General features: G+C 62.3%; 24 protein-coding genes. 18 read left to right on the forward strand and 6 right to left on the reverse strand.

What is annotated here, in order from left to right:
- Positions 1 to 53: 53 nt before the first annotated feature.
- From IPK09_09385 to IPK09_09395, 3 genes are all read left to right on the forward strand, one after another.
- The gene (locus tag IPK09_09385; GenBank protein MBK7983824.1) at positions 54 to 845 is read left to right on the forward strand and encodes an outer membrane protein assembly factor BamD; all 792 of its coding nucleotides are present in this window, start codon (positions 54 to 56) and stop codon (positions 843 to 845) included.
- Between the two features lie 86 nt (positions 846 to 931).
- Positions 932 to 1,453, forward strand: a complete 522-nt coding sequence (locus IPK09_09390; GenBank protein MBK7983825.1) for a nitroreductase family protein — start codon at positions 932 to 934, stop codon at positions 1,451 to 1,453.
- A 44-nt stretch (positions 1,454 to 1,497) separates the two neighbouring features.
- Positions 1,498 to 2,157 carry a hypothetical protein gene (locus tag IPK09_09395; protein ID MBK7983826.1) on the forward strand — a complete coding sequence of 220 codons (660 nt, stop codon included), beginning with the start codon at positions 1,498 to 1,500 and terminating at the stop codon, positions 2,155 to 2,157.
- 13 nt (positions 2,158 to 2,170) lie between these two features.
- Here IPK09_09395 and IPK09_09400 read toward each other — a convergent pair whose 3' ends face one another.
- Together IPK09_09400 and IPK09_09405 are read right to left on the reverse strand one after the other, a co-directional pair.
- On the reverse strand, positions 2,171 to 3,358 hold the full coding sequence (locus tag IPK09_09400; protein ID MBK7983827.1) for a VWA domain-containing protein: 1,188 nt from the start codon (positions 3,356 to 3,358) through the stop codon (positions 2,171 to 2,173).
- Positions 3,359 to 3,414: 56 nt separating this feature from the next.
- Positions 3,415 to 4,266: a MoxR family ATPase gene (locus tag IPK09_09405; GenBank protein ID MBK7983828.1), complete on the reverse strand. Its 852-nt coding sequence runs from the start codon at positions 4,264 to 4,266 to the stop codon at positions 3,415 to 3,417.
- 245 nt (positions 4,267 to 4,511) lie between these two features.
- Between IPK09_09405 and cysK the strand changes: the two genes are divergently transcribed.
- Together cysK and IPK09_09415 are read left to right on the forward strand one after the other, a co-directional pair.
- The gene (gene cysK / locus IPK09_09410; GenBank protein ID MBK7983829.1) at positions 4,512 to 5,429 is read left to right on the forward strand and encodes a cysteine synthase A; all 918 of its coding nucleotides are present in this window, start codon (positions 4,512 to 4,514) and stop codon (positions 5,427 to 5,429) included.
- Between the two features lie 97 nt (positions 5,430 to 5,526).
- Positions 5,527 to 6,585 (forward strand): agmatine deiminase family protein, encoded by a 1,059-nt coding sequence (locus IPK09_09415; protein MBK7983830.1) that lies wholly within the window; start codon positions 5,527 to 5,529, stop codon positions 6,583 to 6,585.
- Here the strand turns inward: IPK09_09415 and IPK09_09420 are convergent.
- On the reverse strand, positions 6,572 to 7,726 hold the full coding sequence (locus IPK09_09420; protein ID MBK7983831.1) for an oxygen-independent coproporphyrinogen III oxidase-like protein: 1,155 nt from the start codon (positions 7,724 to 7,726) through the stop codon (positions 6,572 to 6,574). The genes IPK09_09415 and IPK09_09420 overlap by 14 nt on opposite strands.
- 264 nt (positions 7,727 to 7,990) lie before the next feature.
- On the opposite strand from IPK09_09420, the gene IPK09_09425 reads away from it, so the two are divergent.
- Positions 7,991 to 8,542 carry a hypothetical protein gene (locus IPK09_09425; GenBank protein MBK7983832.1) on the forward strand — a complete coding sequence of 184 codons (552 nt, stop codon included), beginning with the start codon at positions 7,991 to 7,993 and terminating at the stop codon, positions 8,540 to 8,542.
- Here IPK09_09425 and rdgB read toward each other — a convergent pair.
- Positions 8,539 to 9,141 (reverse strand): RdgB/HAM1 family non-canonical purine NTP pyrophosphatase, encoded by a 603-nt coding sequence (gene rdgB / locus IPK09_09430; GenBank protein MBK7983833.1) that lies wholly within the window; start codon positions 9,139 to 9,141, stop codon positions 8,539 to 8,541. The genes IPK09_09425 and rdgB overlap by 4 nt on opposite strands.
- Before the next feature lie 21 nt (positions 9,142 to 9,162).
- Positions 9,163 to 9,885: a ribonuclease PH gene (rph, locus tag IPK09_09435; GenBank protein MBK7983834.1), complete on the reverse strand. Its 723-nt coding sequence runs from the start codon at positions 9,883 to 9,885 to the stop codon at positions 9,163 to 9,165.
- A gap of 176 nt (positions 9,886 to 10,061) precedes the next feature.
- Between rph and IPK09_09440 the strand changes: the two genes are divergently transcribed.
- The 9 genes from IPK09_09440 to IPK09_09480 all read left to right on the forward strand — a co-directional run bounded on the left by IPK09_09440 (position 10,062) and on the right by IPK09_09480 (position 20,515).
- Positions 10,062 to 10,928 carry a YicC family protein gene (locus IPK09_09440; GenBank protein ID MBK7983835.1) on the forward strand — a complete coding sequence of 289 codons (867 nt, stop codon included), beginning with the start codon at positions 10,062 to 10,064 and terminating at the stop codon, positions 10,926 to 10,928.
- Positions 10,929 to 11,242: 314 nt separating this feature from the next.
- Positions 11,243 to 11,404, forward strand: coding sequence for a hypothetical protein (locus tag IPK09_09445; GenBank protein MBK7983836.1), 162 nt, complete (start codon positions 11,243 to 11,245; stop codon positions 11,402 to 11,404).
- A 318-nt stretch (positions 11,405 to 11,722) separates the two neighbouring features.
- A complete protein-coding gene (gene gmk / locus IPK09_09450) occupies positions 11,723 to 12,337 on the forward strand; it encodes a guanylate kinase (protein ID MBK7983837.1) in 615 nt (204 codons plus the stop codon).
- A 73-nt stretch (positions 12,338 to 12,410) separates the two neighbouring features.
- Entirely contained in the window at positions 12,411 to 12,698 is a 288-nt protein-coding gene (rpoZ, locus tag IPK09_09455; protein MBK7983838.1) for a DNA-directed RNA polymerase subunit omega, read from the forward strand.
- Positions 12,699 to 12,736: 38 nt separating this feature from the next.
- Complete coding sequence (locus tag IPK09_09460; protein ID MBK7983839.1) at positions 12,737 to 15,007, forward strand: HD domain-containing protein; 2,271 nt, start codon at positions 12,737 to 12,739, stop codon at positions 15,005 to 15,007.
- 102 nt (positions 15,008 to 15,109) lie between these two features.
- Positions 15,110 to 15,496: a RidA family protein gene (locus tag IPK09_09465; GenBank protein MBK7983840.1), complete on the forward strand. Its 387-nt coding sequence runs from the start codon at positions 15,110 to 15,112 to the stop codon at positions 15,494 to 15,496.
- 12 nt (positions 15,497 to 15,508) lie between these two features.
- Positions 15,509 to 17,647, forward strand: coding sequence for an ATP-dependent DNA helicase RecG (recG, locus tag IPK09_09470; GenBank protein MBK7983841.1), 2,139 nt, complete (start codon positions 15,509 to 15,511; stop codon positions 17,645 to 17,647).
- Positions 17,648 to 17,649: 2 nt separating this feature from the next.
- Positions 17,650 to 19,731 (forward strand): AAA family ATPase, encoded by a 2,082-nt coding sequence (locus IPK09_09475; GenBank protein ID MBK7983842.1) that lies wholly within the window; start codon positions 17,650 to 17,652, stop codon positions 19,729 to 19,731.
- 1 nt (position 19,732) lies between these two features.
- Entirely contained in the window at positions 19,733 to 20,515 is a 783-nt protein-coding gene (locus IPK09_09480) for a general secretion pathway protein GspB (GenBank protein MBK7983843.1), read from the forward strand.
- A gap of 12 nt (positions 20,516 to 20,527) precedes the next feature.
- Here IPK09_09480 and IPK09_09485 read toward each other — a convergent pair whose 3' ends face one another.
- Positions 20,528 to 21,709, reverse strand: a complete 1,182-nt coding sequence (locus tag IPK09_09485; protein ID MBK7983844.1) for a PilT/PilU family type 4a pilus ATPase — start codon at positions 21,707 to 21,709, stop codon at positions 20,528 to 20,530.
- Between the two features lie 351 nt (positions 21,710 to 22,060).
- On the opposite strand from IPK09_09485, the gene IPK09_09490 reads away from it, so the two are divergent.
- The 3 genes from IPK09_09490 to tilS are packed head-to-tail and all read left to right on the forward strand — an operon-like array spanning position 22,061 to position 25,909.
- Positions 22,061 to 23,455 (forward strand): DegQ family serine endoprotease, encoded by a 1,395-nt coding sequence (locus tag IPK09_09490; GenBank protein ID MBK7983845.1) that lies wholly within the window; start codon positions 22,061 to 22,063, stop codon positions 23,453 to 23,455.
- 16 nt (positions 23,456 to 23,471) lie between these two features.
- Positions 23,472 to 24,506 carry an acetyl-CoA carboxylase carboxyltransferase subunit alpha gene (locus IPK09_09495; GenBank protein ID MBK7983846.1) on the forward strand — a complete coding sequence of 345 codons (1,035 nt, stop codon included), beginning with the start codon at positions 23,472 to 23,474 and terminating at the stop codon, positions 24,504 to 24,506.
- Between the two features lie 26 nt (positions 24,507 to 24,532).
- Entirely contained in the window at positions 24,533 to 25,909 is a 1,377-nt protein-coding gene (tilS, locus tag IPK09_09500) for a tRNA lysidine(34) synthetase TilS (GenBank protein MBK7983847.1), read from the forward strand.
- Positions 25,910 to 25,911 lie beyond the last annotated feature (2 nt).

Raw genomic sequence — 25,911 nt, forward strand, 5'->3', positions numbered from 1 at the left:
TACTGGTCCAAATTTATTCTACCTTCGACAATTGCCGTTTCATGCCGTCATCCATGCGCCGCACATCAAAACTGTTTCTCATCGGCCCTCTCACGGCCGCGCTGCTCGCGGGTTGCTCGCTGCTTCCCGAAAAAATCGACGAAACCAAAAACTGGTCGGCCCAGCAGCTTTACAGCGAGGCCAAGAGTGCCATGAATGATGGTAACTACAAGACCGCGCTGGAATATCTGGACAAAATCCAGGCCCGTTATCCGTTCGGGCGCTTCGCCCAGCAAGCGCAGATCGACACCCTCTTCATCCAATACCACGACAACGAACCCGATGCGGCCATCGCCGCCGCCGACCGTTTTATCCAGGCCAATCCGCGTCATCCCTATGTGGATTATGCCTATTACATGAAAGCGCTGGTCAATTTCAACCGCAGCAACACCTTGATCGAACGGTTGGCCCCCAGCGATCGCGCCAAAACCGACACCGCCACCGCCCGTCAGTCCTACAGCGACTTCGCCGAATTGGTCCGCAAGTTCCCCAACAGCAAATACGCCGAGGACTCGCGGCAGCGGATGCTGTTCTTGCACAACAATCTGGCGGCTTACGAGGTCAACGTGGCCGATTATTACCTGCGGCGGGGCGCTTACGTCGCGGCGGTCAACCGGGCCAAATACGTCGTGGAAACCTACGCGCGCACGCCGGCTTCCGCCGGTGCGCTGAGCATCATGACGCAGGCTTACGTCAAGATGGGGATGCCGCAGCTCGCCGCCGACAGCCTGAGGGTGCTGGAGCGTAATTATCCGCAAGACCCAGACTTACCGAAGCTGAACGCGCTGGTCAAGAGCGCGGGCTGATTGGTTTATATCCATTGCTTCGTTCGAACGCAGCAGGCGTTTTCCAAGCTTTATCCGCTGATTGCCGATCACCGTGAGGATTCGCCATGTGGGATTTTTTCGAAACCGTACGCCATCGCCATTCGATCCGCAAATACCAACCGGATATGGCGGTCGAACCCGAGAAGCTGTCCGCCATCCTGGAAATGGCCTGCGCGGCTCCTTCGGCGGGCGATTTGCAGGCGTACCGCATCATCGTGGTGCGCGATCTGGCCGACCGGCAAATGCTGGTGAATAGCTGTCACCAGCAAAATTTCATTGCCGAGGCTCCGATCTGCCTGGTGTTCTGCGCCGATCCAGCCCGTTCGGAAAGCGTCTTTAGCGAGCGCGGCGCCAGGTTATACGCCCTGCAAGATGCCACCATCGCCGCCACCTACGCCCAACTGGCCATCGTCGCCGCCGGCATGGGTTCTACCTGGATCGGCTATTTCGAGGAAGACAAGATTCGCGAGATCTTGAAATTGGAGTCGGGTTTAGTGCCGGTCGCGCTGTTGAGCCTCGGCTATCCGGCCGAATTGCCCGAACCCAGCTCGCGCCGGCGCTTGGATGAAGTGGTGGCGTGGCGGTAGTCAGTTCCTCCGGAGACGCTCCGCTCTTTCCGCTCAAGCAATTGATGCCCTCATACCCCGCAATTTTTGTTTTAGGCTGCGGCATCGCGACCGGGTTGACCTACTCGGTGATGAACGGCCGCTTGGGCGACGCCTACGCCATGGTTTCAACGTTGAAACAGGAAGTTTCACGCCAGGAATCGGAGCTGCTGGGTTATACCCAATACACCAGCTACCTCACCGTCGGCAAACAATCGCTGGCGGAGCAGATGAAGCTGCTCGCCGCCACCGTGGTCCGCGAGGAAAGCGTCACCCAGGTCATCGAGCGCTCCCTGCTCGGTTTGTCCTCGACCGGCACCGTCGCGATTTGGTACTCGGTCGAATATTCGTTCGGTTTCGACCTTCAAGCTGACAGCTACGACGTGCGGCCCACCGCTTCGGGGATCGAGGTTCTCGTCAAGAAGCCGGTCCTGGTGACGACGCCCGCGATCGCGAATTTGAGATATCGGATTCTGTCCGGCGGCTTGTTTACCGACGAGCGAGACGCGGTGCTGCGCTTGTACGAGGAAGCCGCCAAGAACGCCAAGGAACAAGGCGAGGCGCTGGCCTCCGACGCGACGGTCGTCGCCCTGTGCGAGAAGCGGTTGATCGCCTTCCTGCACGATTTTCTCGCCAGGCAGCCCGGCGTGAAAATCGTCCCGCAGATCAGCATGACCTATCACTAAATCCCGTCGGTTCTCAACGCGCCCGCTGCAAGGCCCGAATCCCCTGCTCCAAGCCTTCCAGGGTCAGCGGAAACATCCGCTCGCCCATCAACTCCCGCACCATCTCAATCGAGGGTACGTAGCTCCAACGGTTTTGCGACTGCGGGTTGAGCCAGATGGCGCGCGGATAAGCCGCCAGCAACCGGCTCAGCCAGACTTCGCCGGCTTCGGGGTTGAAGTGTCCGACACTGCCGCCTGGAAAGGTGATTTCATAGGGGCTCATGGTGGCGTCGCCGACCAGAATCAGCTTGTAATCGTGACCGAACGTGTTCAATACCGTCAGCGTCTCGGTCTTTTCGGTATAGCGGCGGCGGTTGTCCTTCCACAGTCCCTCGTACACCATGTTGTGAAAGTAGAAATATTCCAGATGTTTGAATTCGGCGCGCGCCGCCGAAAACAGCTCCTCGCACACCCGGACGTGATCGTCCATTGAGCCGCCGACATCCAAAAACAATAACACTTTCACCGCGTTGTGGCGCTCCGGCACCATCTTCAACTCCAGATAACCCGCGTTGCGGGCGGTGGAGCGGATGGTGTCGTCGAGGTCCAGTTCCTCCGCCGCGCCCTCCCGCGCGAAGCGGCGCAAGCGGCGCAACGCGACTTTGATGTTGCGGGTGCCGAGTTCGATGGTGTCGTCCAGATTGCGAAATTCGCGGCGGTCCCACACCTTGACCGCGCGGCGGTGGCGCGATTCCTCTTGCCCGATGCGGATGCCTTCCGGGTTGTAGCCGTAAGCGCCAAAAGGCGACTTCCCGGCAGTGCCGATCCATTTGCCGCCGCCCTGATGGCGGCCTTCCTGTTCGGCCAGGCGCTTGGCGAAAGTCTCCATGAGCTTTTCCCAGCCGCCCAGCGACTCGATCAGTTGTTTGTCCTCATCGTTCAGCGTCAGCTCCGCCAGCTTGTGCAGCCATTCCACCGGCACCGTGGCGCCGATGATCTGATCGAACAGCGTTTCCAGTCCCTTGAAATGGCTGCCGAACACCTGATCGAAACGGTCGTAGTAGCGCTCGTCCTTCACCAGCGTCGCCCGCGCCAGATAATAAAATTCATCGATGCTGTGCGCGGTGACGCGCTGGCTCAGCGCCTCCAGCAAGGTCAAGAACTCGGTCAGCGTGACCGGAATGTCCGCCTTACGGAGCTTGGAGAAAAATTCGGTCATCATCGGCGGACCCTCTCAGCGTCGGACTCGCATTGATCGGCTATCGCGCAGCGTCCGCTTCAATCGCGCTTGCGCCGACTCATAAACAGCAGCCGCTCGAACAGATGCACGTCCTGCTCGTTCTTCAGCAACGCGCCGTAGAGCGGGGGGATCAACTTATGCTGGTCGCCGCGCAACGCTTCGGGCGGAATTTCCTCCGCCACCAGCAACTTGATCCAGTCCAGTAGTTCCGAGGTCGAAGGCCGTTTTTTCAAACCCGGCACTTCGCGAATCTCGAAAAACGCCTCCAGCGCTTCGCTCAACAAGCGTTTTTTCAGAGTCGGATAATGGACGTTGACGATCCGTTCCATGGTCTCCTTGTCGGGAAAGCGGATGTAGTGGAAAAAGCAGCGGCGCAGGAACGCATCCGGCAACTCCTTCTCGTTGTTGCTGGTGATGATGATGATCGGGCGATGCCGGGCCTTGACTATCTGTCGCGTCTCGTAAACGAAGAATTCCATCCGGTCGAGTTCGTGCAACAAATCGTTGGGGAACTCGATATCGGCTTTGTCGATCTCATCGATCAAGAGCACGGGCTGAACGTCGGTGGTGAACGCCTCCCACAGCTTGCCCTTGACGATGTAATTGCCGATGTCGTGCACCCGCGCATCGCCCAGTTGCGAATCGCGCAGCCGCGACACGGCGTCGTATTCGTACAAGCCTTGCTGGGCCTTGGTAGTGGATTTGATGTGCCACTGCAAGAAGGGCCGCTTCAGGGCGAGCGCGACTTCCTCGGCCAGTTGGGTTTTGCCGGTTCCCGGCTCGCCCTTCACCAGCAGCGGCCGGCCCAAGGTGACGGCGGCGTTCACCGCCATCATCAGATCGTCGGTCGCAACGTAACGGTCGGTCCCACGAAAACGCGATTCGGACATGAGGAACACTCCTCCAAGGCACGGGTGGCGACGGCTGTCGCAAGGCGCATTGTTGGGCAGGCCGCCTGCACTACGCAAGCGCGACGGCGCGCCGCGATCATGCGTCCGAGCGAGGCTTGATATGAAAAAAAGCTATTTCTAACTGCTAATTTATTCTGCTGCTTATATAAAATTATTTGTTACTGTTACCGCCTGACCCGTTTTACATCCGCGACTTCCCATCATCGCGAGCGCGAGGAAAATCCATGAAAGCGAACAACATTCTTGAAACCATCGGCAACACCCCCCACGTCCGCATCAACCGGCTGTTCGCGGAGCGCAAGGTCGAAGTCTGGATGAAGCAGGAACGCGTCAATCCCGGCGGCAGTATCAAAGACCGCATCGGACTGGCCATGGTCGAGGACGCCGAACGGCGCGGCATCCTGAAACCCAATACCGTCATCATCGAACCGACCTCCGGCAACACCGGGATCGCGCTGGCGCTGGTGGCGGCCGCCAAGGGTTATCGCCTGATCCTGACCATGCCCGAATCGATGTCGGTGGAACGGCGGCGCTATCTGGCGGCGCTCGGCGCGGAACTGGTGCTGACCCCCAAGGAAAAGGGAATGCCGGGCGCGATCGAAAAAGCCCAGGAACTGGTCAAAGAAACCCCAAATGCCTGGATGCCCCAGCAGTTCGAAAATCCCGCCAACGTGGCGATCCACCGCCGCGCCACCGCCCAAGAAATTCTGAATGACTTTCCCGAAGGCTTGGATTATCTGATCACCGGCGTCGGCACGGGGGGTCACATCACCGGCTGCGCCGAAGTGCTGAAGGAAAAATTTCCCGCGCTCAAGGCGTTCGCGGTCGAACCCACCGCCTCGCCGGTGCTAAGCGGCGGCCAGCGCGGCCCGCACCCCATTCAGGGCATCGGCGCCGGCTTCGTACCGGTGGTGCTGAACACCGATATCCTGGATGGGGTGATTCAAGTCGCTCAGGAAGACGCCTTCAAATACGCCGTGCGCTGCGTCAAGGAGGAGGGCATTTTTATCGGGATTTCTTCTGGCGCGTCGCTCGCGGCCATCGCCCAGAAATTGCCGGACATCCCCGACGGCAGCCGGATTTTGACCTTCTGTTACGACACCGGCGAACGCTATCTGTCGGTAGGGGGTCTGTTCGACTGACCGACCGGCGCGCTTGCGCCGGCGCCGCCACAGGCGGTCCGGGCTTGCGTTCGATGGCGTGGCGTCGGTTGTCCTCTGGTACATCGGGAACGGTGGTATGTCGCAAGCGGTCACTTTCCTACCTGCCGAATGGGCGCCTCAAGACGCCATCCTGCTGACTTGGCCGCACGCCGATAGCGACTGGCGGCATTGTTTGAGTCAGGCGGATCGAACCTTCGCGGTCTTGGCCGCCGCCATCAGCCGCCACCAAACCGCCGCCATTGGCTGTCGCGATGACGGCCATCGCCAGCACGTCCACGATCTGTTGCACGCCGCCGGCGCCGATTTCGCCCGCTGCCGCTTATTCACCGTAGCGTCCAACGACATCTGGGCGCGCGACCACGGTCCGATCGCGATTTATCGGAACGGTCAGCCGGTGTTGCTGGATTTCCGCTTCAACGGCTGGGGCGGCAAATTCCCGCATGAGCTCGACGACCGAATCACCGTTCGGCTGCACGCGCTGGGAGCGTTTGGCGCGACCCCGCTGGAACCTGTCGACTTGATTCTGGAAGGCGGCAGCATCGAAACCGATGGCGCAGGCACGCTGCTGACCACCACTCAATGCTTGCTGAACCCCAACCGCAACGGGCTGGATCGCGCGACGCTGGAGCAACGGCTCGGTGAAATGCTGGGTATCAACCGTTATTTGTGGCTGGAAAACGGTTATTTGCTCGGCGATGACACCGACAGCCACATCGATACGCTGGCCCGCTTTTGCGATGCCCGCACTCTTGCTTATCAGGGCTGCACCGATCCGACCGACCCCCATTACGCAGCGCTACAGGCGATGGCGGAAGAGTTACGGAGCTTTCGCACCGCCAGCGGCGAACCCTACCGCTTGATCGAACTGCCGCTGCCCGCCGCCCGGCACGACGAGCGCGGCAACCGCCTGCCCGCCGGTTACGCCAATTTCTTGATCGTGAACGGCGCGGTGCTGGTGCCGGCCTACGGCGATCCGTTGGATGCGGTGGCGCTGGAGCGCTTGAGCGGTTGTTTCCCGAACCATGAAATCAAGGGCGTGCCATGCGCCACGCTGGTCCGCCAGGGCGGCAGCCTGCACTGCGCGACCATGCAGTTGCCAGCCGGGGTGATGCCGGCCGCCGCTAATCCGGCATAAATCGTTGCAATACCTCGTTCAAGAACCGCAGACCCAACGCGGTCGGCTGCAAGCGTTGCGCAGCGGCTTCCAACAACCCACACGCCCGCGCCTGACTCAATGCCGGCTCCAGGACATTCAACGACAAGCCAGTACGTTCACCGAATAATTCAGCCCGCACACCCTCGACCAGCCTTAAAGCGTTCATCAGAAATTCCACGGGCAGATCAACCGCTCGAATCAGCTCATCGCCGCCGATAGCGGCGGCTGTACCGGCTTGCTCCAGATAAGCGCGCGGGTGCTTGAGCTTCCAAAGCCGGCGAATCTGGCCGGTGGCGGGATCGCTCAGCTTGCCGTGCGCACCGGCTCCGATGCCGAGATAATCACCGAATTTCCAGTAATTCAGATTGTGCCGGCAGCACCGACCAGCACGGGCGTACGCCGAGACCTCATAACGCTGATAGCCGTATCGAGCCAGCTCCGCTTGCGCGCGCTGCTGGATAGCGTCGCTAGTCTCATCGTCCGGCAACGGCGGTGGTGCATGATGAAACGCGGTGCTCGGTTCGATGGTCAGCTGGTAATACGACAGATGCGCCGGCTCCAGGGCCATGGCGTTGGCGATGTCCGCCAAGGCGGATTCGACCGTCTGTGCCGGCAGGCCGAACATCAAATCCAGATTGAAATTGTCCAACCCGGCCGCGTGAGCGGCTTCAGCGGCGGCAACGGCGTCGCGGCGGTCGTGAATGCGTCCTAGCCGGCGCAACTGATCGTCGTTGAAACTTTGTACCCCAATCGACAGCCGGTTGATGCCGATGGCCCGGAATTCGGCGAAGCGGCCCCGCTCCACCGTTCCCGGATTCGCTTCCAGGGTGATTTCCAACTCCGGGCGCAGCGGCAGCCGGGCGCGCACGCCCGACAGCAAGCGGTCTAGCGCTTCGGCCGAGAACAAACTGGGCGTGCCGCCGCCGATAAAGACGCTGGCGATGCGCCGCCCCCACACCTGCGGCAAATCCTGCTCCAAATCCACGAGTAGCGCATCGACATAGGCGCGTTCCGGCGCCGGCCCGCGCGTTTCATGGGAATTGAAATCGCAGTAAGGGCATTTGCGGACGCACCAGGGAATATGAAGATAGAGCGTCAATGGAATCGCGCCTGTGTTTATGGCGTTATTCTCCAACAGAGTTGAAAATTGAAAGATCGAATCAAGCAAGTTGCGGTCTAAACGAAATTAACCGCATTTGTAAAGCAAAACCTGAAATTCCCGACAAGAAAGGAAATCATAAATGACAAAGGACACGTTACTTATCCAATTTTGGCTATTTTTTATGCAAAAATAAAACAAAAAAAGCAGTATTTAATTCAAAATTCAATTAACATTAACCAGTTAAATCAGATAATTCTAGAAAAGTTGTAGGGAATAACAGCCATGAATCTAAATCAAGCACCTATCAAAACCTCTAAAGGCTTAGAAGAAATTGCAAAGCGTACGCACAAATTACCTGCTGAATTTCGTCAAATTCTAATTATGGTTAACGGCCAAGCCACGATAACGGAGCTTGTTAAAAAACTTTCAAAACTCGGGGAAATAGAATCTGTATTGGCACAATTGGAGATGGATGGCTTTATTGCACCCAACCCCGCCTTCACCCTACCCGAAACATCCCGTCAGCCTACTCTCAAAACCCCTCAATCACCCAGCGCCAGCGCGCAACCGCTGGACTTTCAACCGCCGCGCGATGCGGAATTCAACTTGAAAAAAGCCAAGGAATTTATCCGCTTCATCCTGTTGGGAACCATGGGACCAACCGCCGAGCGCCGCATCAATCGCATCGAGGCCACCACCACCCCCGAGGCATTGCGCGTCGAACTCGACGCCATCCACGATATGCTACCCAAGGTGTTGTCCAAACAGGAGGCTCAACGCGCATGGCGACAGCTGGAACCGCTCATGGTCTCGATCAGCACGCCACCGCTCTAACCCGCATCCCTATCGTCTAAATGCTGGCGCAAAAGCGCCAAGGCTCGCCCGCGATGGCTGAGCCGATTCTTGACGGCGGGTTTCAGCTCGGCGGCGCTCAACCGTTCGCCGGGGACGAAAAAGATCGGATCGTAACCGAAACCACCCGCGCCGCGCGGTTCGGTCAGCACCGCCCCTTCCCAACTGGCCTGGCAGATCAGCGGCATCGGATCAGCGGGATGGCGCAGCAGCACCAGCGCGCAAACGAAGCGGGCACCGCGCTGTCCCGCCGGCACGCCGGCCAGCTCGGTCAACAGTTTTTCGATGTTGGCGCGATCATCGGTGCCGGAACCGGCGTAACGGGCCGAATAGATGCCCGGCGCGCCGCCGAGCGCGTCCACCACCAAGCCGGAATCGTCGGCCAGCGCTGGCAATCCGGTGTGTCGCGCGGCGTTGCGGGCCTTGAGCAGCGCATTCTCGACAAAGGTGAGGCCGGTTTCTTCCACCTCGGGCACGCCATAGTCCGACTGCGGGACAATCTCCAGATCGAAACCCGCCAGGACGGCGTTGAACTCCCGAACCTTACCGGGATTGCCGGTCGCCAGAACGATTTTGCGCATTGAAAAACCTCTCCCGCGCGCTCAGCCCGACAGGCCCAACACGTCCCGCTGCTTGCCCAAAAGCTGGCTGATGCCGGTTCGCGCCAGTTCCAGCATCGCCTGCAACTCCTCCATCCGAAAGGCGTGGCCTTCGGCGGTGCCCTGCACTTCGATGAACGCGCCGGCATCGTTCATCACCACGTTCATATCGGTCTCCGCTTCGGAGTCCTCGGCATAATCCAAATCCAGCACCGGCACGCCCTGATAGATGCCGACCGACACCGACGCCACCTGACCGTGCAACGGATTCTTCTTGACCAACTTCTTGCCGAGCAGATAGCGCACCGCGTCGGCCAGCGCCACGAAGCCGCCGGTGATGGCGGCGGTGCGGGTGCCGCCATCGGCTTGAATCACGTCGCAATCGAGCGTGATGGTGCGCTCGCCCAGCGCTTCCAAATCCAGCACCGCCCGCAGCGCCCGACCGATCAGGCGTTGGATTTCCATGGTCCGTCCGTCCTGGCGGCCCCGGCTGGCCTCGCGCTGAGTCCGGCTGTGAGTGGAGCGCGGCAACATGCCGTATTCAGCCGTCACCCAACCCCGGCCCTTACCCTTCAGGAACGGCGGCACCCGTTCCTCGACGCTGGCGGTGCAAATTACCCGCGTATCGCCAAACTCCACCAGCACCGCGCCCTCGGCGTGCTTGGTGAATTGGCGGGTAATACGGATCGGGCGCAGTTCGGCGGCGGCGCGGGAGCTGGGACGCATGGTGGGATTTCCGAGGTCGATAAGAGGGATGGGGGGCGAACTATAGCAGAACCCATCTGCCCGGCAGGATACAATGCGTGGGATGTAGCCGGCGGCGACGGAAAAAACCGGCGCGGACGCGCCACGATAGCCAATAGCGCCTAAGCTTACCAAATCACCAATGTTGAGGTTACGCCATGTTACGCAGCATGACCGCTTTCGCGCGCCAGGAACAAGCCAGCACCTGGGGTACGATGATCTGGGAACTGCGCTCGGTGAATCACCGCTATCTGGAAACCACCGTGCGCCTGCCCGAAGCGCTGCGCGGGCTGGAATCGCTGGTGCGCGAGCGCATCGCGGCCGCGCTCGGCCGGGGCAAGGTGGAATGCAACCTCAAGCTGCAAACCACCGGCGCGGGCCTGACCGCCATCACCCTGAATCATTCGCTGGTCGCGCGCTTGCTCGAAATCGCGGGCGAAGTGGAGCACATGATCGGGCCGGGCACCGGCTTGAAATTGGGCGATGTGCTGCGCTGGCCGGGTGTGGTCAACGAGGTCGAGCCGGATTTGGACGATATCAAGCAGGCTTTACTGGGCTGCCTGGACGCGGCCTTGGCGGAACTGATCGCCACCCGCGAACGGGAAGGCCAACGCACCGCCGACCTGCTCCAGCAGCGTTGCGAGGCGATTCGAACCCAGGTCCAGCGGGTGCGCGCCCGCCGGCCCGAAGTGCAAGCCCGCTGGCGCGACAAGCTGTCGAGCCGGCTGGCGGATATCCCCACTGAGGCTGATCCCGGCCGATTGGAGCAGGAACTGGCGCTGATCGCCCAACGCTTGGACGTGGACGAGGAACTCGACCGGCTGGACGCCCATCTCGACGAAATTCAAGACGTGTTCGCCCGCCCCGAACCGGTCGGCCGGCGGCTGGATTTCTTGATGCAGGAGCTCAATCGCGAAGCCAATACCTTGTCTTCGAAATCCGCCGACACCGACACCACCCGCGCCGCCGTCGAACTGAAAGTGTTGATCGAGCAGATGCGCGAGCAGGTTCAGAATATCGAGTAGGTTGATGGCGGCTTGTCGTTGACGGGCTGTTTGACGGCTTAAAGCGAAATTTGCTCGCACGTTGATCCGCCGGCAACCCGCTTCCAGGGAATTCGAAATGCGGCACCGCCCCGCCAGCGATCCGCCCGTTTCACGAGAGATGGCCACCACCGCAACAGATTCATGCTGTGCTCGCGATAAGCCTGGGAAACCTATCGCTCGCCGAGGCAAAACACGGCAAGCCCATTTGACACCGCCCAAGGAACCGCCTTCTGGCGTACTGACGATATTCAGACTACTCTAGTAAGCATTATTCGCCACTTGAGGAGACCGGCATGATGACTCGCCTATCACTAGTGTTGGCTTTGTTGCTGGGCTGTGCTGGCGCCGCGCAAGCCCAGCGATACGATCAAGCGATGACCGCGCAAAGCTGGGCAGCCGATGTTCGGACCGTGAGCGCCTGCGGCCCCGGCGGCGACAAGAAAGACCCTCCTTGACGGAACGCTCCCTCGAAACCCGCCGCCGGCGGGTTTTTTTATGCTGGAATGCTCGCCACATCCCGCAATCGCCGGTCCGCTGCCTGGTTTCAGCGGCTTGATTCAAGGTGCTGGCCGCCACGTCCAAACCGCGAAAAACGCCAAATCCCGACTTCGAGCCAGCAACCACGCGACGATAGAGAATCTACCCACCGACGGCGATTCATGACATTATCCAAAAGGGTTCACCGCCCCGCCAGCGAGGAAGGTGGCGCGATCGAGCCGCGTGCGTTGCTTCAACCAAACTTCCTCATTCTCCGCTGTCCAATCAATAATCCGATGACTACCGGCAACCTGTATATTGTTTCCGCTCCGTCGGGAGCAGGTAAAACCAGTTTGGTCAAAGGTCTGGTGGAAACCACGCCCGAAATGGCGCTCTCGGTCTCCCACACCACCCGCCCGCCCCGACCGGGCGAAGAAAACGGCCGACACTATCACTTTGTGTCCACCGCCGATTTCGATGCGATGCGCGCCGCTGGCCTGTTCCTGGAGCACGCGCGCGTGTTCGACAATTTTTATGGCACCAGCCGGACCGCCGTTTCGGCGCAGATCGACACCGGCTCGGACGTGATTCTGGAAATCGACTGGCAAGGCGCCCGGCAGGCGCGAGCGCAGCTGCCCGACAGCATGAGCATTTTCATCCTGCCGCCCTCGGTGGCCACCTTGCGAGAACGGCTGATCGGGCGCGGCCAAGACAGCAGCGGCACCATCGAGCGGCGCATGGCGGTGGCGCTGGAAGAACTGTCGCACTATGCGGAATTCGACTATCTGGTCGTCAACGATCGGTTTGCGGCCGCGCTGGACGCCTTGCGCGCCATCGTCATCGCCAACCGCCAGCGCCGGGAAAGACAATTGAAAAGGCAGGAGGGATTGCTCAGAACGCTCTTGTCTTAATTACTTGTTTTTCATTAAACTTCAAAGCTTCAATCGTTTAAAATAGCCCGCTCGCTTTTGGAGATCGCCCTGAATGGCCCGCATCACCGTTGAAGACTGCCTCGACCAAGTGGACAATCGTTTCGAACTGGTGTTGATCGCCGCGCGCCGCGCCCGCGATCTGGCGCTCGGCAAGGAGGCGTTGGTTCCTTGGGAAAACGACAAGCCCACCGTCGTCGCGCTGCGCGAGCTGGCCGAGGGCAGGCTCGATCACATGCTCCAGGAAAAGTACCGTCGCCCCGTCGCTGCCCCGACCGCGCCCGATCAGCCGCCCCCCGCCGAAGCCGACAGCGATAGCGACGCCGCGGCCGAACCGGAATGATGGCTTTCACCCTTTAACCCACCCGGAGAACACGAGCGATGAGCGCGCCGTTGCGGGAAGTTCGAAACGAGCTTCAGCAGCTTCGCCCGCTGGCCGTCGATGACGATTGGCTGGACGACCTGCGGCTGCGCATCGACGATCTTTGCACCATCGCAAGCGAATACCTGGAACAGGAGCACATCGAACAACTGCGCGAGGCTTGCTACTTCGCGGCCGAAGCTCACGCCGGCGTTTACCGCAAGAGCGGTGAACCTTACATTTTCCACCCGCTGGCCGTGGCCCGCATCCTGGCCAACGTCCGCTTCGACCACGAGACCTTGCTGGCGGCGCTGCTGCACGACGTCATCGAAGACACTCCCTACGACAAGGAGCACATCAGCGCGTGCTTCGGGCCGGAAGTGGCCGAGCTGGTGGACGGCGTCAGCAAGTTGACCCAGATTCACTTCAATTCCAAGCTGGAAGCGCAGGCCGAGAATTTCCGCAAGATGTTCCTGGCGATGGCCAAGGATTTGCGGATCATCATGATCAAGTTGGCCGACCGCCTGCACAACATGCGCACCCTGGGAGCCATGCGGTCGGACTCGCGCCGGCGCATCGCCCGCGAAACCCTGGAAATCTACGCCCCCATCGCCGGCCGGCTGGGCATGAACCACTTGCGCCAGGAGCTGGAAGATCTCGGGCTGAGCCACCTCTATCCGTTCCGCTTCCGGGTCTTGCAAGAAGCGGTGCGCCGGATGAGCGGCAACCGCCACGAGATCGTCAGCCAGATGGAAGCGCGCATCGACGCCCGGCTCCAGGAAGAAGCCATCAATGCTCGGGTCGTGGGCCGCAGCAAGCATTTATGGGGCATCTATCAGAAGATGCGCGGCAAGCTGCCGCTGCCGTTCCGGGAACCGGCGTCCGGCTCCCCAAACGAACCCGACCGCCTCTCTCCCCGCAAAAGCAAGCCCTTCCGGGATGTCTATGACGTTTATGCGGTGCGGATCATCGTCGATACCGTAGATACCTGTTACCGGGTATTGGGCGTCACGCACAATCTGTACAAGCCGATCATGGGCCGCTTCAAGGATTACATCGCCATCCCTAAGGCCAACGGCTATCAGTCGCTGCACACCGTGCTGTTCGGCCCCGGCGGCGTCCCCATCGAACTGCAAATCCGCACCGAGGACATGCACATCATGGCCGAGGTCGGCGTCGCCGCCCACTGGCGTTACAAGGCCGGCGGCGAGGGCGAAGGCGGCCACGCCCAGCAGCGCGCCCGCGAATGGTTGCGCAAGCTGCTGGACATGCAGCGCCGCGCCGGTAACCCGGTCGAATTCCTGGAAAGCGTCAAGATCGATCTGTTCCCCGACGAAATCTACGTGTTCACCCCGCGCGGCGAGATCATCGAACTGCCACGCGGCGCCACGGCGGTGGATTTCGCCTACGCCATTCATTCCGACGTCGGCAACACCTGTGTCGGCGCGCGGGTCGACCGCCGGCTGGTGCCGCTGCGCACGCCGCTGGCCACCGGCCAGACGGTCGAAGCCATCATCACGCCGACCGCCCGACCCAACCCGTCCTGGCTCAACTTCGTGGTGACCGCCAAGGCCCGCGCCAGCATCCGCCATTACCTCAAGCACCTCAAGCGCGAGGAGGCCGCCTTGCTCGGCAAGCGCTTGCTGGAAAAAGCGCTGGTCGGCCGGATCAACGGCTTGAACGAACTGCCGCTCGACCGGGTCAAGGCGCTGTTGCGAGAATTCAATCTGAGCAGTTTCGAGGAACTGTTGGCCGATATCGGCCTGGGCAGCCGCGTCGCCGCCTTGGTCGCCAAGCGCCTGTTGCCCAGCGGCGACCGCGACGAGCCGCCTTCCCCGGACGCCAGCGCCCAACCGCTGCTGATCAAGGGCACCGAAGGCGCCGTGGTCAGCTTCGGCAAATGTTGTCGGCCGTTGCCGGACGACGCCATCATCGGCTTTCTTCATGCCGGACGCGGCATCGTCATCCATCGCGACAACTGTAAAAACGTCACCAACTACAAGAAAAACGCCGAGAAATGGATCGAGGTGGAATGGGCGCAAAACATCACGACGGACTTTCCGGTGGAATTGCGCTTGGAAGTCAGCAACAAGCGCGGCGTGCTGGCCACCATCGCCGCCGCCATTTCCGCCACCGATACCAATATCGAGACCATCAACACCGCAGAACGGGACGGAAATCTGATCACGGTATCCCTGTTGGTGAACGTGGGTGATCGCAAACAGCTCGCTCGAGTGCTGCGGCGGTTGCGGACCCTACCGGAAGTGTCGAAGGTGGCCCGGCGCGCCTAAGCTCACCGCCCATCGATCCGCTCCGACCTACCGAATCCGGCGCAACCTCTGTTTTTAAACCTTCCGGTGACAACCGGAAACTCTTTCGTCAGGAGCTTCCCCATGTCTCGTGAAATCATCCAAACCGATCGGGCTCCCGCCGCTATCGGCACCTATTCCCAAGCCGTCAAGGTCGGGAATACCGTCTACCTGTCCGGTCAGATTCCACTCGATCCGGGCACCGGGCAACTGGTGGAGGGCGACATTGAAACACAAATCCGCCGGGTGTTCGACAATCTGGCGGCGGTGGCGAAAGCGGCGGGGGGCAGTCTGGCCGATACGGTCAAGCTCAGCGTATTTTTGCTCGATCTCGGCCACTTCGCACGGTTCAATCAGATCATGGCCGAGTATTTTCCCCAGCCTTATCCGGCGCGGGCCGCCGTCGGCGTCGCCGCCCTGCCGCGCGGCGCTCAGGTCGAGATGGAAGCGATTTTGGTGTTGGAGCGCTGACCGGTCGCCGGCATGGAACGCGGCGCTAGCCCGGCCGGCAAGGCGTCCGACACGCGCGGCGCGGCCCGCCCGCTGGCTTGCGAACCGCTGCCGGTGACCGCCCTGCCCGGTGTTGGCCCGAGGCTGGCCGAACGGTTGCGCCGGTTGGGCATCCGCAGCGCGGAGGATGTGCTGTTGCACCTCCCATCGCGCTATCAGAATCGCAGCCGCATCACCCCCATCGGCGCTTTGGTCCCTGGTGAGGAAGCCCAGATCGACGCTGAAATCGTCGGCCGCGAAATCACGGAGCGCGGGCGGCGCTTTCTGCTCTGCCATCTGCGCGACGCCACCGGCGCGCTGACCCTGCGGTTTTTTCATTTCAGTCCGGCTCAAGAACAATTATTCGGTCAGGCGGGCGTCCGTTTGCGCTGTTTTGGCGAGGTCCGTCAAGGCTACAGCGGCCTTGAGATGATCCACCCCGAATGCCGGCGGCTTGATGGGGACGCGCCGCCGGTGCCCGACCGGCTGACTCCGGTCTATCCCAGCACCGCCGGCCTGCAACAATTCACCTTGCGCGCGCTGGCCGAGCGGGCCTTGGCGCAACTCGACGCGGCGGTATTGCTGCCGGAGCTGCTGCCTTCCGCCTTGCGGCTGCAATTGCAATTGATGTCGGTTGCGGAAGCGCTGCGGCTGCTGCACCAACCGCCGAGCGCCGCGTCGTTGGAAGAGTTGGACAACGGCCGCCACCCCGCCCGACGGCGGCTGGCCTTCGAGGAGCTGCTGGCGCACCAGCTCAGCCTGCGGCGGCTGCGCGAACAGATGCGCCAGCAAACCGCGCCGGCCCTGGCCGGCGGCGGCGGCCTGAGCCAGCGTTTTCTGGAACGCTTGCCCTTTACCCTCACCAGCGCCCAGCGGCGCGTGTTGGCGGAAATCACCGCCGATCTCGCTCAGCCCCGGCCGATGTTGCGACTGCTGCAAGGCGATGTCGGTTCCGGCAAAACCGTGGTGGCCGCCGCCGCCGCGCTGCGGGCCGTGGAATCCGGGGCCCAGGCGGTATTGATGGCCCCTACCGAACTGCTGGCCGAACAACACCACCGGAATTTTCAAGAGTGGTTGGGTGAGTTGGGCGTCGAGGTCGCTTGGCTGACCGGGCGACTGGTCGGCCGGGCCCGTAAAACTCTGCTGGAACGGCTCGCGGCCGGCGACGTTCAGGTGGCGGTCGGCACGCACGCCCTGTTCCAGGAAGCCGTGGTGTTTTCCGAACTGGCGCTGGCCATCGTGGACGAGCAGCATCGCTTCGGCGTCCACCAGCGGCTGGCGTTGCGTGAAAAAGGCCGCCACAGCGGCTGTTGCCTGCATCAGTTGATCATGACCGCCACGCCGATCCCACGCACGCTGGCGATGAGCGCTTACGCCGATCTCGATACCTCGGTGATCGATGCATTGCCGCCCGGCCGCCGGCCGGTGAAAACGGTCGCCGCCCCCGACGGCCGCCGTGCGGAAGTGATCGAGCGCATCCGCCAAGCGTGTCGCGGCGGCCGGCAAGCGTACTGGGTTTGCCCGTTGATCGAGGAATCCGAACTGTTGGAATGCCAGGCGGCCGCAGCCACCGCCGAACGGCTGACGGCATTGTTGCCGGAGCTGCGGATCGGCCTGGTGCATGGCCGCTTGTCGGCCGCCGATAAGGAAACAGCGATGGCCGCCTTCAAGGCCGGCACGACCGACTTGCTGGTAGCCACCACGGTGATCGAGGTCGGGGTGGACGTACCCAACGCCAGCCTGATGATCGTGGAAAACGCCGAACGGCTGGGATTGGCGCAATTGCACCAGTTGCGGGGCCGGGTCGGACGCGGCAACAGCGACAGCAGTTGCGTGCTGTTGTACCGGCCGCCGCTGTCGCCCATCGCTCACGCCCGGCTGGCGACGCTGCGGGAATGCAACGACGGTTTCGAAATCGCCCGTCGGGATTTGGAGTTGCGCGGTCCCGGCGAGGTGCTCGGCACCCGGCAGACCGGCGAGCAAAGCTTGCGGGTGGCCGATTTGCTGCGCGATCAGGATTTGTTGAACGCGGCCCGTTACGCCGCCGACCGCCTGTTGCGCGACCATCCCGAGTGCGTCGAACCGCTGATCCGCCGCTGGATTGGGGCGGGCGCGCGTTACGGCGAGGTCTAGCGATGTATGCGGAATATTTCGGCTTGCGCGAGCCGCCGTTCGCGATCACGCCCGATCCAGGCTACGTTTATCTGAGCCCCCACCACCGGGAAGCGCTGGCGCACCTGCTGTACGGCACCGACGAGAACGGCGGCTTCGTGCAACTGACCGGCGAGGTCGGCACCGGCAAGACCACTCTGGTCCGCTCCTTGCTGGAACAAGGCTTGGAGCAGGTGGATATCGCGCTGTGCCTGAACCCGCGCCTGACCGTCGAGGAACTGCTGGCCACGGTCTGCGATGAGCTAAATGTCAGCTACCCGCGCGAGCATCCCACCCTCAAAGGCTTGGTGGACGCGCTCAACGAGCATCTGCTGCGCGTCCATGCGACCGGCCGGCGCACGGTGCTGATCATCGACGAGGCGCAGAACCTGAGCCGGGAAGTGCTGGAGCAAGTGCGCCTGCTGACCAATCTGGAAACCACCAAACACAAGCTGCTGCGCATCATCTTAGTCGGGCAACCGGAATTGCGGGCATTGCTGGCGCGACCGGATTTGCGGCAACTGGCCCAGCGCATCACCGCCCGCTACCACCTGCCGTCGCTCGATGCCGAGGACACCGCCGCCTACATCCGCCATCGGCTGCGCGTGGCCGGCGGGCGGGACGATCTGTTCAGCCGGCGGGCGCTGCGGGCCGTTTACCGACGCTCCGGCGGAGTGCCGCGCCTGATCAACATTATCTGCGACCGCGCGCTGCTGGGGGCTTACGGTCAAAACGCGCGGCGGGTCAGCGCCGGAGTGGTCCAGCAAGCGGCGCGCGAGGCGTTGCAAGATCGAAGTTTCGGGTTGGAAAAGCGCTTCGTTCACATCCGGCCGGCGCTGGCCATCGCCCTGGCCGGTCTGCTCATGATCGGCATCGCGCTTCGGCTACCCGATACCGTCACGCTGCCCCTCGCCTTACCGGCCGACGATCCGACCGCCGGTAAGACGGCTGCGCCAGCTGCGGCGCCGGCTTTCGTAGCCGCGCCCGCCCTGGCTCCCGCTTCCAGAAAAGCCGATCAAGCCGCCGCGCCGGCCTCGGTCCCTGCTTCCAGAAAAGCCGATCAAGCCGCCGCGTCCGCTTCAGAAATCCGCTCGCCGCCGCCAGTGGCCGCCAGGGTCGATCCAGCAACGGCGTTAGCTAACGCGCCGGCAATAGCTCCGACTTCCACCGCCGGCACCACCGCGCCGGCGTCACCGACGACCTTTAGCGCTCCAGCCGTAACCGTCACTGAGACCGCCCCAGCACCAGCGTCTGTCGCCGCTAGCTCTCCAGCGGCGTCATCCGCCGCCAGCGCACCGCCTTCATCCGCTCCCAGTGGCGTTAGCGAACGCCCGGCGACGCCCATGCCGGCCACTTCATCGGCCACAACGGCCGACCTCATATCCCTCCTATCGCCAACCTCCAACGAAGGCAAACCACCCTCATCGTCGGTCGGTGGCGGTCAACTCAATCTAAGCGCGTTGTTGCGCGATGCCCACATTGAGAAAGCGAACGAAGGCTTGCTGGCACTGTGGGGCATCGCCCCGTTTCAGGGACGCGCGGCAGCCTTTTGCGAACAGGTCAAAACGCGCGGCCTGCGTTGCCTGTCCGGTCAAGGCGACTGGGAAGCGCTACGCCATTTCAACCGCCCCGCCGTGCTGCCGCTGAACCGAGCCGGTGGTGGCGCCGCCCCGGTGCTGCTGCGCTCGCTCGCGGACAATCGAGCGACCTTGGAGGTCGGCGGGCAACTGGTTACCGTACCCTTAGAGCAGATCAAGCCGCTGTGGACCGGCCAATATGTTCTGCTGTGGAAATTGCAAACCGATCAACCCATCATCGGTCCCGGCAACAACGGCGAGGCGGTGCGCTGGCTGCGTCGGCGCTTGGCGATGGCGGCCGGCCAGCCCATCCCCGAAGCGCCATCGGAACGTTTCGACGCTGAACTGGGCAAGCAAGTGCGCGCGTTTCAACAGGCACGTGGTCTTTTAGCGGACGGCATGGCGGGCGAACAAACGCTGGTCTTGCTGAACAACCTCGCACCGCTGCCTGGCACCCCGCTCCTCAGTCAATCGCTGCGGGAACCGTAAGATGTCTTATATCCTCGACGCGCTGCGCAAGGCCGAGCACGAGCGCCACCTGGGTCGACCACCGAGCCTTACAGCTTCTCCGGCACCGGCACAGACAACAGGACAGCGGCTGTGGCTTTGGCTGGCCGTAGGATTGGGTTTGGGATTCAACGCCGCTCTGCTGGCTTATTTCTTGACCAGACCCCAACCGGCAACCGGGCCGGCCACGCTGGTAGCGACCACCCCCAAGCCGGCCCAACAAACGCCTTTGGAGTCCGGCCCGCCGGCTGGCGTATCGAAACCGACAACCGAACCGAGCGGTTCAGCGCCTCTCGCAATCGCGCCGACGCACCCGGATGCCGGCCCGTCCGTCAGCCCACCACCCAAAACTCCAGCAACCGTCGAGTCTCCGCCCGCTCCGCCCGCGCAACCGCCCGCGTCTCGTAAAAGCCCCGCCGCAGCGAGTCCGCCCGAAGCGGCGCGACCGTCGTCGGCCGCTCCCGTGCGGGAACGTCGGCAGGCATCGACTCCGAAGCCGGCGCCCGGACCCACGGTCACCATCGGACCGGAACCCCCACCGCTGCTGGAGACGTTGCCCGCCGAGGGACGGCGTGGCCTTCCCGACCTGAATCTCGACATTCACGTCTACAGCCCGGATCGCGACAAACGTTTTGTGGTCGTCAACGGCCGGCGCTATCGGGAAGGCGATCCGATCGAAAAGGGCGCCGTGCTGGAAAGCGTGACGCCCAACGGCGCGGTGTTGCGCCAGGGCGGCCAGCGGTTTCGGCTCTCGGTGCGCCGCTAGCCGCCGGGTGGCTCAGCGCCTTCTTTGATCCGGATCGACGTTGAGCTGGCTGTTGCTGTCGCCCGCCGCGCGTGGCGGCGGTCGCTTGCTTTCCAGCTTGATCTTCAGGCGCAGGTTGTTGGCGGAGTCCGCATGGCGGATCGCGGTTTCGTAGCCGATCTGGCCGGCTTCGTAGAGATCGAACAGCGCCATGTCGAAGGTGATGATGCCCTGATCGCTGGAGCGCATCATCATGGTCTTGATTTCCTTGATCCGCCCCTGAAAGATCAATTCCGCCATCAGCGGCGTGTTGAGCAGGATTTCCACCGCCGGGATCAAACCGGGCTGGTCCACGCGCGGCAGCAAGCGCTGCGAGATGAACGCCTTCATGTTGAAGGACAAATCCATCAAGATTTGAGTGCGCCTTTCTTCCGGGAAAAAGTTGATGATACGATCGAACGCCTGATCGGTGGTGTTGGCGTGCAAGGTGGTCAGGCACAGGTGGCCGGTTTCGGCGAAGTTGATGACCGATTGCATGGTTTCCCGATCCCGCACCTCGCCGATCAGGATGACGTTAGGGGCTTGGCGCAAGGTATTCTTTAAAGCGGTGTCGTAGGAATCGGTATCCACGCCGACTTCGCGCTGGTCCACCAGGGAAAGTTTGTGGCGGTGGAAAAACTCGATGGGGTCTTCGATGGTGATGATATGCTCGCGGCATTGACTGTTGCGATGATCCAACATGGCCGCCATCGACGTGGTCTTGCCGCAGCCGGTGCCGCCCAGGAAAATCACCAACCCGCGCTTGGCCAGCGCGATGTCATGCAGGATCGGCGGCAGATTGAGCTCGTCAAGCGTCGGAATCTGCTGCTGAATCAGCCGCAGCACCATGCCGGAGCTACCCCGCTGGGTGAAAGCGCTGACCCGAAAGCGCGCCACATCCGGGAAATTGAGGGAAAAATTGGCCTCACGATTCTGATCGAACTCCCGCGCCTGCCGGTCGTTCATGATCGAACGCACCAGGAGCGCTACTTGCTGCGGGCTCAAACTTGGGCCGCCGACCCGGCGGATTTCCTGATTGATCTTGAAGGCGGCCGGGCTGCCGGCGGTGATAAAGATATCCGATCCTTTCAACTCCAGTAATTTGAGTGCCAATTCATAAAGATACTGGGTCGCTTTATCATTATCGGTCACAACCTGCTCGGATTTTTGCTCCATTATCGGTTCCCCTTCTCATCGCTCGCACCACACCACGCGCCGGGTTGACGCCGTCGCTTCCGACCGCTCCCGCCGCTCCGGGTTACGTTTCTGCTCTCACCTGCCTTACCCGAGTATCGCCAACTATTCTATACTGTGCAAATCGCGCCGCTGCTTGGCCGTTTCGGACACCCGCTCAACCCGCCCCTCAGGCTTCGACCAAGTGTTTGGTTCGCCCTCCAATTTTTGAAAAAATCGCCAGCGCTCGCCACGCCCTTTCGCATTCGTTTCAGGAGACCCTCTTTGATTCGTGTTCAGGAGACCCTCTTTGTCCTAAACCGCGCTGGCCATCGCACGGCTTACGCGCTCGCGCTGCTGTTCCCGCTGTGCTGCTCGGCCGCCGCCCCGCCCCGCCCCGCCGAAGCGCAACCGCTGCCGGATTTTCGCAAGTTGGTCAAACAAAACGAATCGGCGGTCGTCAATATCAGCTCAACCCAAGCGCCCAGCAAACAAAACGCCACCCGCAAGCCCGGTTTGCCGGAGCTGCCGGGCAAGGAAAACCCGTATCTGGAATTCTTTAGGCGTTTCTTCCAGGAACGACCCGAATTGCCGGGCGACCGTCAAACCAACTCCCTGGGCTCGGGCTTCATCATTTCGCCGGACGGTTTCATCCTGACCAACGCCCATGTCGCCCGCGACGCCGACAAGATCATCGCGCGGCTCAGCGACCAGCGGGAACGTCCCGCCAAGGTGATCGGGGTGGACGAACTGACCGATGTGGCGGTGCTCAAGATCGAAGGCGACAACCTGCCGGCGGTCAAGATCGGCGACTCCGACGCCTTGGAAGTCGGCGAATGGGTGTTGGCCATCGGCTCGCCGTTCGGATTGGAACACACCGCCACCCAGGGCATCGTCAGCGCGGTCGGCCGCAATTTGCCCAGCGGCACCTACGTGCCGTTCATCCAGAGTGATGTGGCGGTCAATCCCGGCAGCTCCGGCGGCCCCTTGTTCAACCTGCGCGGGGAAGTGGTCGGGATCAATTCGCAGATTTACAGCAGCACCGGCGGCTATATGGGGCTGTCGTTCGCCATTCCCATCAAGCTGGCCATGCAGGTGACCGACCAACTGAAAGCGACCGGCGAAGTCACCCGCGGCTGGCTGGGCATCCTGCTGCAAGCGGTCAACAACGATCTGGCTGAAGCCTTTCAGCTCGACCGGCCGCGCGGGGCGCTGGTCGCCCAGGTCTTGCCGGACAGTCCGGCGGCCAGCGCCGGCTTCAAGGTGGGGGACGTAATCCTGCGTTACGGCGGCGAATTGGTGGAAGATTCTTCGCAGCTGCCGAGGATGATCGGCGTCACGCCGGTCGGTAAGACAGTGGCGATGTCGGTCTTGCGCAACGGCGAGCCGTTGGAAATCAAGGCGACCATCGCCCGGCTGGAAGCGATGGAGGAACCGGTCGCCACCATGGACGAACACACGGATTCACGCCTCAACATCACCGTCGCCGATCTCAGCAACGACCAGCGTCGCAACATGGCGGCCGAAGAACAGGGCGTGCTGGTCACCGCCGTGGACGAGGGCCCGGCCGCGAACGCCGGCCTGTATCCGGACGACATCATCCTGCAAATCAATCACAATCCGGTCAAAAGCGCCAGCCAGTTCGTCGAGCTGGCCAAGGGCCTGCCCAAGGGCAAGGCGGTGCCGTTATTGGTGAAACGGGAAACCGAGTCACTCTACTTGGCCGTGCGCCTGCCCGACAAGGATTGAAGCAAGTATCTTCGCGATGACTCCGAACAACTGTCTGGATTTCGAAAAGCCCATCGCCGAACTGGAGGCGATGCTCCAGGAATTGCGCACTCTCAGCGCCGAACAGGAGCTGAACATCAGCGATGAAATCGCCCGGCTGGAAGCCAAGAGCAAAGCGCTGACCGACTCCATCTTCGCCAGTCTGACCCCGTGGCAGATTTCCCAAATCGCCCGCCACCCGTTGCGCCCTTACACGTTGGACTACGTGGAGCGGCTGTTCACCGATTTCCAGGAACTGCACGGCGACCGCAGCTTCGCCGACGATCACGCCATCGTTGGCGGGCTGGCGCGCTTGGACGGACGGGCGGTGCTGGTGATCGGCCACCAGAAAGGTCGCGACACCAAGGAAAAGATTTACCGCAATTTCGGAATGCCGCGACCGGAAGGTTATCGCAAGGCGCTGCGCCTGATGAAGTTGGCCGAACGCTTTCATCTGCCGCTGCTGACGTTCATCGACACGCCGGGCGCGTACCCCGGCATCGGCGCCGAGGAACGCGGCCAGAGCGAGGCTATCGCCCGCAATTTGTTCGAAATGTGCCGGCTGCGCATTCCGGTGATTTGCGTGGTGATCGGTGAGGGCGGTTCCGGCGGCGCGCTGGCGGTCGGCGTCGGCGACCGCGTGCTGATGCTGCAATACAGCACCTATTCGGTGATTTCGCCGGAAGGCTGCGCGGCGATTTTATGGAAGAGCGCCGAAAAAGCCGCCGAAGCCGCCGAAGCGCTGGGGTTGACCGCCGACCGCTTGCTGAAGCTGAAGCTGATCGACAGCGTTATCCCCGAACCACCGGGCGGCGCCCATCGTGACCCGACGCGCATCGTCGAGAACATTCGAGCCGCCTTGCATAAAAACTTGCAACAACTGGACGCCCTGACGGTGGATGCGCTGTTGGAACAACGCTACCAGCGGCTGATGGCTTACGGCGTGTTCAAGGAATCGGAGCCGGCCGCCTCGACCCAATCGTCCTGGCAGAGCAGCGTGGCCGCCTTGCTGGGCAAGGACAAGGATTCCTGAGCCGGCGGGACTCGGATTGCAACGCGATGGTGCTTTCGCCCGCCCTGTTCGCCCCTCTGCTAAACGACCATCCTCAGCTCCGCCATCTGATCGTCGCTTACAGCGGTGGTCTGGATTCCCACGGACTGCTGCATCTGCTGGCGACCGACCGCGCTGCTCGGCCCGAACGGACGTTGGCGGCTTGCTACGTGGATCATGGGTTGCACCCCGCGTCGGCCATCTGGGGCGAGCATTGCGCCCGCATCTGTCGCACCTTGGCCGTTCCGTTGCGAGTCTTGAAAGTCGATGCGCGACCCCTATCCGGCGAGAGTCCGGAAGCCGCCGCCCGCCGTGTCCGCTATGCCGCCCTCGCCGCCGAACTCAAATCGGATACTGGCTTGTTGACCGCCCATCACCGGGACGATCAAGCCGAAACCCTGTTGCTGCAACTGTTGCGCGGCGCGGGTCCGCACGGATTGGCGGCGATGCCAGCGGCGGCCCGACTCGGACAGGGCTGGCTGCTGCGGCCCTTGTTGGAGGTCGGCCGCGCCGATTTGCTGGCTTATGCCCGCACCCATCAGTTGCCCTGGATCGAGGATGCCAGCAACACGGATTCCGCGTTCGACCGCAACTATCTTCGCCACCACATCCTGCCCTTACTGGCCGAGCGCTGGCCGGCCGCTCACCGCAATTTGGCGCGTTCGGCGCGCTGGTGCGCCGAAACCGCCGACTGGCTGAACGCGGAAGCCGCAACCGATCTTAGTGGGATCGGCGCCGAACGCATCGATGCGCTGCGCCTTCCGCCGCTGTGCGAGCTTAGCGATATCCGCCAACGCAACGTCGTGCGCTTTTGGTTGCGCCGGCTCGGCTTGCCGGTTCCCGACCACCGGCAATTGCGGCACCTGCTGCACGATATGCTGGCCGCCGGGCGCGACCGGCAGCCTTACGTCCGCTGGCCGGGTGGCGAAGCGCGCCGCTACCGGGACAGACTCTACGCCATGCCGCCCTTGCCGCCGCATGACGCACGCCAAACCTTCAGCTGGCGAGCGTGTGGCGATGGCTGGCCGCCGCTGGAGCTTCCGGGCGTGGGCCGGCTGCGGATGCGGGCAGCGCTCAGTCAAGGGTTACGGGCAGAAATCTGGCGCGATGGTCCGTTGCTCGTTCGCTTTCGGATCGGCGGCGAACGCTTTCAACCGGTCGGGCGCGGCCACAGTCAAGAACTGAAGAAGCTGCTACAGGAAGCGAGCATCCCACCGTGGGAGCGGGACCGGTTGCCGCTACTGTATAGGGATCGGAGCTTGCTAGCGGTTGTAGGATTGAGCGTCGCCGCCGACCGGGCCGCCAGGCCCGGCGAAACGGGCTGGCAACCGGTGCTGGAGCCGCCGCTGCGATACGGCGGGTCCTTCATGGGCGGTGCTCGGTAACG

This window comes from Candidatus Competibacteraceae bacterium (genome assembly GCA_016713505.1).
Taxonomy (GTDB): Bacteria; Pseudomonadota; Gammaproteobacteria; order Competibacterales; family Competibacteraceae; genus Competibacter_A.

Excerpts from the sequence above, each read along its gene's own strand:
- IPK09_09385 (MBK7983824.1), top strand. The coding sequence starts at position 54 with ATGCGCCGCACATCAAAACTGTTTCTCATCGGCCCTCTCACGGCCGCG.
- IPK09_09390 (MBK7983825.1), top strand. The coding sequence starts at position 932 with ATGTGGGATTTTTTCGAAACCGTACGCCATCGCCATTCGATCCGCAAA.
- IPK09_09395 (MBK7983826.1), top strand. The coding sequence starts at position 1,498 with ATGCCCTCATACCCCGCAATTTTTGTTTTAGGCTGCGGCATCGCGACC.
- IPK09_09400 (MBK7983827.1), bottom strand. The coding sequence starts at position 3,358 with ATGATGACCGAATTTTTCTCCAAGCTCCGTAAGGCGGACATTCCGGTC.
- IPK09_09405 (MBK7983828.1), bottom strand. The coding sequence starts at position 4,266 with ATGTCCGAATCGCGTTTTCGTGGGACCGACCGTTACGTTGCGACCGAC.
- cysK (MBK7983829.1), top strand. The coding sequence starts at position 4,512 with ATGAAAGCGAACAACATTCTTGAAACCATCGGCAACACCCCCCACGTC.
- IPK09_09415 (MBK7983830.1), top strand. The coding sequence starts at position 5,527 with ATGTCGCAAGCGGTCACTTTCCTACCTGCCGAATGGGCGCCTCAAGAC.
- IPK09_09425 (MBK7983832.1), top strand. The coding sequence starts at position 7,991 with ATGAATCTAAATCAAGCACCTATCAAAACCTCTAAAGGCTTAGAAGAA.
- rdgB (MBK7983833.1), bottom strand. The coding sequence starts at position 9,141 with ATGCGCAAAATCGTTCTGGCGACCGGCAATCCCGGTAAGGTTCGGGAG.
- rph (MBK7983834.1), bottom strand. The coding sequence starts at position 9,885 with ATGCGTCCCAGCTCCCGCGCCGCCGCCGAACTGCGCCCGATCCGTATT.
- IPK09_09440 (MBK7983835.1), top strand. The coding sequence starts at position 10,062 with ATGTTACGCAGCATGACCGCTTTCGCGCGCCAGGAACAAGCCAGCACC.
- IPK09_09445 (MBK7983836.1), top strand. The coding sequence starts at position 11,243 with ATGATGACTCGCCTATCACTAGTGTTGGCTTTGTTGCTGGGCTGTGCT.
- gmk (MBK7983837.1), top strand. The coding sequence starts at position 11,723 with ATGACTACCGGCAACCTGTATATTGTTTCCGCTCCGTCGGGAGCAGGT.
- rpoZ (MBK7983838.1), top strand. The coding sequence starts at position 12,411 with ATGGCCCGCATCACCGTTGAAGACTGCCTCGACCAAGTGGACAATCGT.
- IPK09_09460 (MBK7983839.1), top strand. The coding sequence starts at position 12,737 with ATGAGCGCGCCGTTGCGGGAAGTTCGAAACGAGCTTCAGCAGCTTCGC.
- IPK09_09465 (MBK7983840.1), top strand. The coding sequence starts at position 15,110 with ATGTCTCGTGAAATCATCCAAACCGATCGGGCTCCCGCCGCTATCGGC.
- recG (MBK7983841.1), top strand. The coding sequence starts at position 15,509 with ATGGAACGCGGCGCTAGCCCGGCCGGCAAGGCGTCCGACACGCGCGGC.
- IPK09_09475 (MBK7983842.1), top strand. The coding sequence starts at position 17,650 with ATGTATGCGGAATATTTCGGCTTGCGCGAGCCGCCGTTCGCGATCACG.
- IPK09_09480 (MBK7983843.1), top strand. The coding sequence starts at position 19,733 with ATGTCTTATATCCTCGACGCGCTGCGCAAGGCCGAGCACGAGCGCCAC.
- IPK09_09485 (MBK7983844.1), bottom strand. The coding sequence starts at position 21,709 with ATGGAGCAAAAATCCGAGCAGGTTGTGACCGATAATGATAAAGCGACC.
- IPK09_09495 (MBK7983846.1), top strand. The coding sequence starts at position 23,472 with ATGACTCCGAACAACTGTCTGGATTTCGAAAAGCCCATCGCCGAACTG.
- tilS (MBK7983847.1), top strand. The coding sequence starts at position 24,533 with ATGGTGCTTTCGCCCGCCCTGTTCGCCCCTCTGCTAAACGACCATCCT.